At 51.4% G+C, this 8,844-nt stretch carries 9 protein-coding genes; 4 read left to right on the top strand and 5 right to left on the bottom strand.

Annotated features, from left to right (window positions below; genetic code table 11):
* Window positions 1-444: hypothetical protein (locus tag PN477_RS15355; protein ID WP_334310551.1), on the top strand; the 444-nt coding region annotated here is incomplete at its 5' end.
* Window positions 445-1,166: 722 nt separating this feature from the next.
* On the opposite strand, the gene trmFO is transcribed toward PN477_RS15355, so the two are convergent.
* On the bottom strand, window positions 1,167-2,522 hold the full coding sequence (gene trmFO / locus PN477_RS15350; RefSeq protein ID WP_272118034.1) for an FADH(2)-oxidizing methylenetetrahydrofolate--tRNA-(uracil(54)-C(5))-methyltransferase TrmFO: 1,356 nt from the start codon (window positions 2,520-2,522) through the stop codon (window positions 1,167-1,169).
* Window positions 2,523-2,590: 68 nt separating this feature from the next.
* Entirely contained in the window at window positions 2,591-2,827 is a 237-nt protein-coding gene (locus tag PN477_RS15345; RefSeq protein WP_272118032.1) for a hypothetical protein, read from the bottom strand.
* An 84-nt stretch (window positions 2,828-2,911) separates the two neighbouring features.
* Between PN477_RS15345 and hypE the strand changes: the two genes are divergently transcribed.
* Window positions 2,912-3,964, top strand: a complete 1,053-nt coding sequence (gene hypE, locus PN477_RS15340) for a hydrogenase expression/formation protein HypE (RefSeq protein WP_272118030.1) — start codon at window positions 2,912-2,914, stop codon at window positions 3,962-3,964.
* A 304-nt stretch (window positions 3,965-4,268) separates the two neighbouring features.
* Here the strand turns inward: hypE and PN477_RS15335 are convergent, their stop codons facing one another.
* From PN477_RS15335 to PN477_RS15325, 3 genes are read right to left on the bottom strand one after another with little or no spacing between them, the layout of a single operon-like run.
* Window positions 4,269-4,457, bottom strand: coding sequence for a hypothetical protein (locus tag PN477_RS15335; protein WP_272118028.1), 189 nt, complete (start codon window positions 4,455-4,457; stop codon window positions 4,269-4,271).
* A 50-nt stretch (window positions 4,458-4,507) separates the two neighbouring features.
* Window positions 4,508-5,383 carry a GTPase gene (locus tag PN477_RS15330; RefSeq protein WP_272118026.1) on the bottom strand — a complete coding sequence of 292 codons (876 nt, stop codon included), beginning with the start codon at window positions 5,381-5,383 and terminating at the stop codon, window positions 4,508-4,510.
* A 6-nt stretch (window positions 5,384-5,389) separates the two neighbouring features.
* Entirely contained in the window at window positions 5,390-6,061 is a 672-nt protein-coding gene (locus PN477_RS15325; RefSeq protein WP_272118024.1) for a GTPase family protein, read from the bottom strand.
* Window positions 6,062-6,432: 371 nt separating this feature from the next.
* Here PN477_RS15325 and PN477_RS15320 point away from each other — a divergent pair, with 371 nt between their 5' ends.
* Window positions 6,433-7,836, top strand: coding sequence for an amidohydrolase (locus PN477_RS15320; protein ID WP_272118021.1), 1,404 nt, complete (start codon window positions 6,433-6,435; stop codon window positions 7,834-7,836).
* Between the two features lie 232 nt (window positions 7,837-8,068).
* Window positions 8,069-8,844 (top strand): lipid-A-disaccharide synthase-related protein (locus PN477_RS15315; RefSeq protein ID WP_272118019.1); only part of this gene is annotated, 776 nt, incomplete at its 3' end.

Genomic DNA, 8,844 nt, shown 5'->3' with positions numbered 1-8,844 from the left:
GATGTGGAAATTCCCGTCACCCCCGCCCCCCCCCACCAGGCCCACCGCGATCAACGCGATAAAGGCGGCCATCCTTATCTTGGCCATCCCCTCCGCGTCATGGCCCAAATGACCACGATCGAGGCGAAAATTGTGGCGGTGCTCCATGATGCGATCGAAGATTCCGACCTCAGCCTCGCAGACCTCATCGCCCAAGGGTTTCCGCCCTCCCTGTGCCGGGCCCTCGATGCCCTAACGAAGCGGGAGGGAGAAGCCTACACCGCCTATTTAGATCGGGTCATGGCCAACCCCCTCGCCCTCCGGGTCAAGATTGCAGACATGACGGACAATTGCGATCGCACCCGCATCCCCCATCCCACCCCCAAGGACGAAGCCCGCCTCCAGCGTTATCACCACACCTTGCCCCATCTCCAAGCCGCCCTCCAGCGGTTCGACCCCTCCTAACCCACCCCCGCCGAAGCTCACAATTCACGATCAGCGATCCCACAGGATTGATGGACAGGAATGGGGTGTATCTTGCCATTGTTGCTCAGAGTCTAAGCCTTAAAATTGATTGAGGATTACGATATAGCGGTTTTCATCAACTTGAGGTATGAAGATCCCCCTCAATCCCCCTTAAAAAGGGGGAAGTGGCGTTCTCATCCTTTCGCAATCTGCTATGGATAGGAGGGGAACGCTTGATTGATTTCTTGACTTAATCTTGAATGTCAAAAATATAAGCTAAAAATATCAAAAAAAAGAATCCACTGTCCCCAATTATTTTTCCTTGCAGGAATTGAGGCGATCGCAACAGGGCCACTCACCCTACCGTCCAATGGCAGTTTAGTCTGTGCGCTATATTACAACTCATTTATTATGATGTTTTTATCCTAGGATTAATGATTAATTAAACGTTTTCGCTGACCCAGATTTCACAGTTCTTTACACCGGTTTCTAGTTAGTTTTCGTACAATGAAGGGAGAGTCTGTCACTCCCCCATAATAAACTTTTCTTAATAAAATCTATGATTCCTTGCCCGTGTTGCCATCAAGACATGGTTAGCCAAGCTCGAAAGAATCGAGTCTATTGGTTCTGCCAGCATTGTCATCAAGAAATGCCAGATCTCGTGAGCGTCATGCTCACGAAGCGGCAGGAAATCCGAGCCTCCCATGGTCACCCCAACTTACCTAGTCTCTGCTTGGCATCCCTACCGGATTCATCGGGTATTGAGTTTGCCACGCCATAAGATCCGCTAAGGAGCGATCGCGGTATACCCCATACCGTTCGCGCTTATTCCGTACCCGTTTTTCGAGGGGGGGAATAATGCCGAAATTCGGGGGCATCGGTTGAAAATGCTTCGGAGAAGCCGAGGTAATAAAATCGATCAACGCACCGAGCATCGTGGTTTTGGGGGCAACGAGGGGCGTTTGTCCCTGGGCCAACCGGGCCGCATTGGTTCCCGCCAGCCAACCCCCAGCGGCGGCGGCGGTGTAGCCTTCGGTTCCCACCAATTGCCCCGCCGCGAGGATTGTCTCTTGGTGGTGAAATTGGAGGGTGGGGGCGAGGAGTTGGGGCGCATTAATGAAGGTGTTGCGGTGCATCACCCCCATGCGGACAAATTCCGCCGTTTCCAACCCTGGAATCATCCGAAAGACGCGCTTTTGCTCACCCCAGCGGAGATTGGTTTGGAAGCCGACCATGTTCCACAGTTGCCCCGCTTTGTCTTCTTGGCGCAGTTGGATGACGGCATAGGGGCGATCGCGCTCCGGATACCGTGGATCACTCAAGCCCACCGGCTTCAGCGGGCCGTAGCGCATCGTGTCTTCTCCCCGTCGCGCCTGCTCTTCAATGGGTAAGCAGCCTTCAAAAAACTTCGCCGTTTCCCGCTCAAACTCTTTCACTTCGGCTTGTTCAGCCTGACGCAGAGCTTCCCAAAACGTTAAGTATTGGTCTTTGTCCATCGGACAGTTGAGATAGGCGGCTTCGCCTTTGTCGTAGCGGGAGGCGAGAAACGCCACGTCATGATCGATAGAATCCCCGACGATGATCGGACTCGCCGCATCGAAAAAGCTCATGTAGTCCATGCCGGTGAACTGCTGGAGGTCATCGGCGAGGGCGGAGCTGGTGAGGGGGCCGGTGGTGAGAACGGTGATGCCGTCGCGGGGGATGCGCTGGACTTCTTCGCGCTGGAGGGTGATGCGGGGGTGGGCGGCGAGGGTTTGGGTGAGGTCGTGGCTGAAGTGGCCACGATCGACCGCGAGAGCACCGCCAGCGGGGACGGCGTGCTCGTCGGCTTTACCAATCACAATCGAACCCAAGTGACGCAGTTCGGTATGGAGCAGGCCAGCGGCGCGATCGCTACTCAAGGCCCCGAAGGAATTACTACAGACCAATTCTGCGAGTTCTTCGGTGTGGTGGGCGGGACTGGTGCAGACGGGGCGCATTTCGTGGAGCACCACATCATGGCCGGCTTGGGCGATTTGCCAAGCGGCTTCTGTGCCGGCTAAACCGCCCCCAATAACGTGGATGGGAAGGTGTGTCATGGTGCGCTGATCCTGTTCAAGTGGACGATTCGCCCGGTTCATCACAGCCATGCTGTCGCCGGGACTTTCTATTGTAGAACAGGGTTTAAACGCCAGCGGCGCGATCGCTGCTCCGGAGCCGAGGCAGTGGGTTTAGAACTGTTGAGGGTGGCTTCAAGTTCGGCGACATTGACGAGAAGGGAGTCGCGATCGCGCACGACTTTATCCCCCATGGCCAACTCTGTGCGCCATTGACAGCCGGTTTTCCACGCATGATAGTTCCGTGCCGTGCCGTCTAGCGTGGATTGTAATGCTTGAGTCTTCATTTAGCTTAAATCAATCCCCAGAAATGGAGCGATCGCCACGTTTCAATGGGATGATCACCGTCAAACATCTACAATTCTGTGACTATGACTGCTGCAAACTTTTCCTGCCCCATCCCCATCGAGCAATATCCCACGGTGCTGCTAGCCCACGGGGGCGGCGGCAAACTGATGCAGCAACTCATTGGCCAAATGTTCGCCCCCACCTTCGCCACCCAGGGCCAATCCCCCAATCAACATGATTCCGTCGCCCTCACGATCCCCAGGGGCAAAATCGCCTTCACCACGGATTCCTACGTGATTCAACCCCTATTTTTTCCGGGGGGGGATATCGGGTCATTGGCGATTCATGGCACGGTGAATGATTTGGCCATGAGTGGGGCGCGACCGCTCTATCTGAGTGTGGGCTTTATTTTGGAAGAGGGGTTACCGATGAAAACCCTGTGGTATGTGGTGCAGTCGATGCAGCGGGCGGCGCGGCGAGCGGGGGTGCAGATTGTCACGGGGGATACGAAGGTGGTGGATCGGGGTAAGGGTGATGGCATTTTTATCAATACCAGTGGGGTGGGGGTGATTGAGCATGATCAGGCGATCGCACCCCATTCAGTCTGTTCTGGGGATGTGATTATTTTGAGCGGCGATCTGGGTCGTCACGGGATTGCGATTATGGCGAAGCGGGAAGGTCTAAGCTTTGAAACGACGATTAAAAGTGATTCTGCTCCCGTCCATGAGCCGGTGTTGGCGATGCTAGAGGCGGGGGTTGAACTCCATTGTTTGCGAGATTTAACGCGGGGCGGCTTGGCCAGTGCCTTAAATGAGATTGCGGCGGCGGCGGGGGTGACAATGCAGATAGAAGAAGCACTGATCTCTGTGCCGGAAGATGTGCAGGGGGCTTGCGAAATTTTAGGACTCGATCCCCTCTATGTGGCCAACGAGGGGCGGTTTATTGCGATCGCCCCCTTCCACTGTGCCGAACAGGCCGTCCAGATCATGCGCCGCTATGACCCCAAGGCTGAATGTATTGGCACGGTGCTCGGCCGGAGCGATCGCCCCCTCGGTCGCGTCACCCTCCAAAGCCGCATCGGTGCAACCCGCATCCTTGACCTCCTCAGCGGCGAACAACTCCCCCGCATCTGCTAGGCACGGGAGCGCGGGACAATTTGTGCGCTCTGGGCAGCTTGTGCGCGGGGAAGCTTGTTAGGATTTATCAAAGAAATGGGTCTAAAACCCCGTCTTTCTAGAACGGCTTCAATGAGATAGCTATTGAGTGGAAATATCCTGGCGGGGCTGGGGGCAAATGCGATCGGAGCATTGCAGGATTCGGCTGCGGGGCGAGGCTAAAATCTTCAGTAATCAGGATTTGGTATGGGCAGCGGGGCATGCACCTTTGTCGGGATGTTATTTGACCTACATAGTGCAACTTTGGCGAAATAAAGATTTTAACTTATAAAAATGCTCCGCATAGCGATATAAATACTGGCTTTAGTGCTGCGAGAGAAACTACAATACTGGCAGTTACCCGTAACCATCTGGCAAAATTTTCTAAAGAACCCAAAATAGACCTTCTCTTTTGCTCCTCTTGTTCTTCCAAAATGTCACGAATTTTTTCTTTTTCTTCTTCACTTAACGCCACATGTACCTCTTTTTAGATTTAAATTTACGCTTAAACAACGTTAGAAGCTTTTATCTTCTTTGAGGAGCAGGATGCTCTTTAAGCCATTTTGTAATCTTATTGATCATGTCGATATCATCAGCAAAATCTCGTGTATCGGCTTGAATTACCAAGAGAACTAAATCACAAGATGGAATAATCTGTTTATAAATTTGATCATATTTTCGATCTTCTGCCTCACTACGCCCATATCCGGGTAAATCAATCACTGTTAAGTTACCTCCTGTTGATAGAGTAAATTCTTTGACTTGTGCTTCAGTCGTCCCTACAGTTGTAGGACTTGTTTTCAACTGAGCATCAAAAAGATTGTTGACGGTTGTTGTTTTTCCAACTCCAGACTTACCAATAACTGCTACTTTAGGTGGTAACTGAGTTTCCTGTTTGAATTTTTTCAGTATTAGTTGAAAATCTTGTTCCGGAATAAGTTTTTCTATATCTTCTAAAGTTTTATTGTCAGCATTACCTATAACTGCGCTACTACTTATTTTTTTCTCGCGTTCTGCTTGTACAAACTCTTGGACTTCTGGATCGGCTAATTCAAATGGATCGGCAGGCTGTACATTACCTAACTTGAACCCAGCATAAGCATTTTGGATAGTCCTAGTCAGCAAATTAATTAAACGATAGCGCTTCAACGCTGAGTAATATTCGATGTTAGCTGTCGATATTTCCGTAAGTTGACCCAATCGCTTAATAATATCCTTGCAACGACGTTCGATCTCTTTTTCTGCCTCTTTAGTGGGTGCATTAAGGCGTTGGTTCCACCCATCTGGAGTTATTTTGTCAACTTGATTTAAGCCTATGACAAGCCTCAACGGAGATTTTTTAGTTTCTTTTTCAACCTGTTCAAACAACATTGTCTTGATTTTCTTGAAAAACTCATTCATGAAATTTCAACTCCTTAACAAGATCTTGGATTTTAGAATGTCTAGCTTCCATTTGTGAACAGATGTGTAGGGTATTATTTGTTCTTTTTTGAAAATAATTTTTTTGTCAATAGCATTCTTAAAAATAGTGTAAATATCATCTATTTTCTCGGGTATTAGCTTAATCTGATCTTCAGAAGGCTTTCCATTGTCAGTATCAAATGGCTTATCTCCTTCATAAATTCCCATACAGTCGATTTTATTTAAAGCTACTATAAAAAACAAAGACTTCTTGAATAATGGATTTAACTTTTTCAAGAAAATCTCATCTTGTTTATAAGCTCTTGTATCTGCTTGGGTCACCCAAACCAAAGAATCCGCTTGAGGAATCCATTTTTTGTAGTAACCCATATATTTTTGATCATCAATCAAACTCTCACTGATTCCCGGTAGATCAACTACCCGGATGTTCTGATAGGAAACATCCAGGTGGTCAGAGGGTTTGAAATCAGTAAACTGAGGTTTTCTTGTACAAGCTACAGCGTTATCAACAGGCCAGTTTAGCTCGAACAAGGCATTGAGGGTGCTACTTTTACCAACCCCAGTTTTACCAAAAAATACAACTGTTAGTGTATTTCTTCTAGGTATAGGTAAATATTTAAAGACTTTATTCAAGCATTTGAGCTTTTCTTGAACCATAAGACACTACAGAACCTACATTATCGGGCTGAGGCTGTCGATATACCTCTACTGCCGATACGATTAGCATACCACTAAACAATAGCAACCTCTGTGTATATCTGTGAGGAGATTATGACAATGTATGAGTAATTGTGACAACGATGTTATGACGGTGGCGATGTTGCCTGATAGAGTGTGGATAATTTTCTGTTCAGAGAACCAGACCGTGAATCTGTGGGATCTGCGCAGGAGGGAAGCGGGGCAACCTTTACCGAGGATACCTCTGTCCGGCCTTCCGGCGGGTTGACTGTTGCGGGTCAACTGCGTTGGGGGCGGTGGGCTTGCTAGGATATCGACATTCATCATCCCCATGCAAAGGGTTTAATCGCGTGAGTTTTACGATCCAGAATGTATTGAGTCCCACTGCCGACGGGTATGAAACCCTCGACATTTATATTGAAGGCGAAGCGATCGCAGCCGTTGCCCCCCATCTCGACCCCCAAGGCACGGTGATCGATGGGTCAAATCACCTCGTCTTACCGGGGTTTGTCAATGCCCATACCCATTCTTCAGAACTGTGGCAGCGGGGGGCGATCGCTCCCTATCCCCTCGAACTTTGGATCGCGGAACTCCACGAATTTTCACCGATTAATCCAGAGCAGGTCTATCTTAGCGCCGTGGGAACCGCCGTCGAAACCCTGCAAACCGGGGGGACTTGTGTGGTGGATCATCTGGTGCTGATTCCGGGGCAGGAGTTGGCCACCATTGAAGCCACGGTGCGGGGCTATCGAGATGTGGGGATTCGGGCGTTTATTGGCCCGTTGATTCAGGATGAAGTGCTCGCGGCGGCGATTCCCCAACAGGATCAAGCCCAGGAGTACGGCAGTTTTTACCGTACCACGGCAGAAATTTTAGAGATGATGGCAACGGCAGTAGAGCGGTTCCATCGCCCGGAGGAGGGAATTTCGATCATGGTGGCTCCGACGGGGACGCAACTTTGTTCCGATGTGCTGTTTAAGGGGTGCATTGAACTAAGCGATCGCTACAATCTCCGCCGCCATGCCCATCTGCTCGAAACCAAGGCCCAGCAGATGCTCGCCGCTGAAAAATATGGCTGTTCGGCGGTGGAACATTTGGAAAAATTGGGGTATTTGGGCGATCGCACCTCCCTCGCCCATTGCATTTGGTTGAGCGATCGTGACATTGAAATCATGGCCGCCACCGGAACCACCGTCGTCCATAATCCCCTCAGTAACCTGCGTCTCGGTAGCGGCATCGCCCCGATTTTGAAGTATCGCGCCGCTGGGGTGAATGTGGCGATCGGCTGTGACGGCACGGCCAGCAATGATAGCCAAGATGTTCTCGAAGCGATCAAAATCGGCACATTAATCCACAACACCACTGACCTCGACTATCGCCACTGGATCACCCCCCGCGAGGCGGTGCAAATCGCAGCCTTGGGCGGCGCGAAGGGGTTGAAAATGAGCGATCGCTTCGGCTCTCTCACCGTCGGCAAACAGGCGGATCTCGTCCTCTACGATTTAACCAATCTCTCCCTTTTGCCAAAAACCGATCCCGTCGGTCTCTTGGTGATGGGGCGACCCACCCAAGTGGTGAACTATGCTTGGGTACGTGGTCAGCCGGTGATCGCCGACGGAAAATTCACCCGCGTTGATGTGGACAAATTACGCCACGATCTGTTTACTCACAGTGAATGGATTGAACAACGCACCTCCACCCACCGCGCCCAACTTGAAGCCCATTACCGCCATGTGATGGGCCTTGAACCCTAGGTTCCTCAGCCCGGCCGGGGATGTATAGCAGTAGACCAATTCGTTAGGACAGGCAAGGGGCTTAAGCCCCTTGTTCCAGAACCTGTTAAAACGGGTTTCTGTTCTGAGCCAAGAACTGAAGTTCTTGGCGGTTGTGGGCGGCCCGTGATTTTTTTATCAATGGAGAAAAGCGATCGCGCCTCAACTCAGTCCATAATGGGAGTCTGTGAATCTGCCTAGATCTAGATCAGACATGAAACTCCTCTGCTTGAGTAATGGCCATGGTGAAGATGCGATCGCAGTTCGTATTCTTGATGCGCTGCGTCAACACCCCGATGCGCCTGAACTGGCCGCACTTCCCCTCGTCGGAGCAGGCCGCGCCTACCTTCAAGCGGATATTCCCATCATTGGCCCCGTCAAAGCGATGCCCTCCGGTGGGTTTATCTATATGGATGGGCGGCAACTGTGGCAGGATGTGCGCGGTGGCTTGCTGGGGTTAACCTGGGCGCAGTTACAGACGGTGAAACGGTGGGGCAACAGTGGCGGGACGGTCTTGGCGGTGGGGGATATTGTGCCCCTGGCGATGGCCTGGTGGAGTGGGGGCAATTATGGCTTTGTGGGAACGGCGAAATCGGAATATTACATCCGCGATGATGGTGGCCGACTGTTGAAGCAGCGGCGGTCTGAGGCTTGGTCGGGGTCGGTGTATTTACCTTGGGAACGGTGGCTGTTGTCGCGATCGCGCTGTCGGGCGGTGTATCCTCGCGATTCCCTCACCACCACCGTGCTTAAACAGTTTCAGATTCCCGCCCATGACCTGGGCAATCCGATGATGGATGGGTTGGCAGTTCCCCGCTACGATCGCCCGGAAAATGAAGACCAACGGCCCTTAACGGTGCTGCTGTTAACCGGATCGCGATCGCCCGAAGCTGAACGCAATTGGCAGATTTTACTCGCTGCCGCCCAGGCCCTCTGCCGCGATCGCCCCCAACGGCCGCTGCTCTTTTTAGGGGCGATCGCCCCCGGTTT

The organism is Spirulina subsalsa CS-330, assembly GCF_028330765.1.
GTDB classification, from domain to species: Bacteria; Cyanobacteriota; Cyanobacteriia; order Cyanobacteriales; family Spirulinaceae; genus Spirulina; species Spirulina subsalsa_A.
The sequence above is the reverse complement of the archived record's forward strand: the minus strand, read 5'-3'. Positions and strand labels throughout refer to the sequence as shown.

Excerpts from the sequence above, each read along its gene's own strand:
- hypE (WP_272118030.1), top strand. The coding sequence starts at position 2,912 with ATGACTGCTGCAAACTTTTCCTGCCCCATCCCCATCGAGCAATATCCC.
- PN477_RS15325 (WP_272118024.1), bottom strand. The coding sequence starts at position 6,061 with ATGGTTCAAGAAAAGCTCAAATGCTTGAATAAAGTCTTTAAATATTTA.
- PN477_RS15330 (WP_272118026.1), bottom strand. The coding sequence starts at position 5,383 with ATGAATGAGTTTTTCAAGAAAATCAAGACAATGTTGTTTGAACAGGTT.
- PN477_RS15345 (WP_272118032.1), bottom strand. The coding sequence starts at position 2,827 with ATGAAGACTCAAGCATTACAATCCACGCTAGACGGCACGGCACGGAAC.
- trmFO (WP_272118034.1), bottom strand. The coding sequence starts at position 2,522 with ATGACACACCTTCCCATCCACGTTATTGGGGGCGGTTTAGCCGGCACA.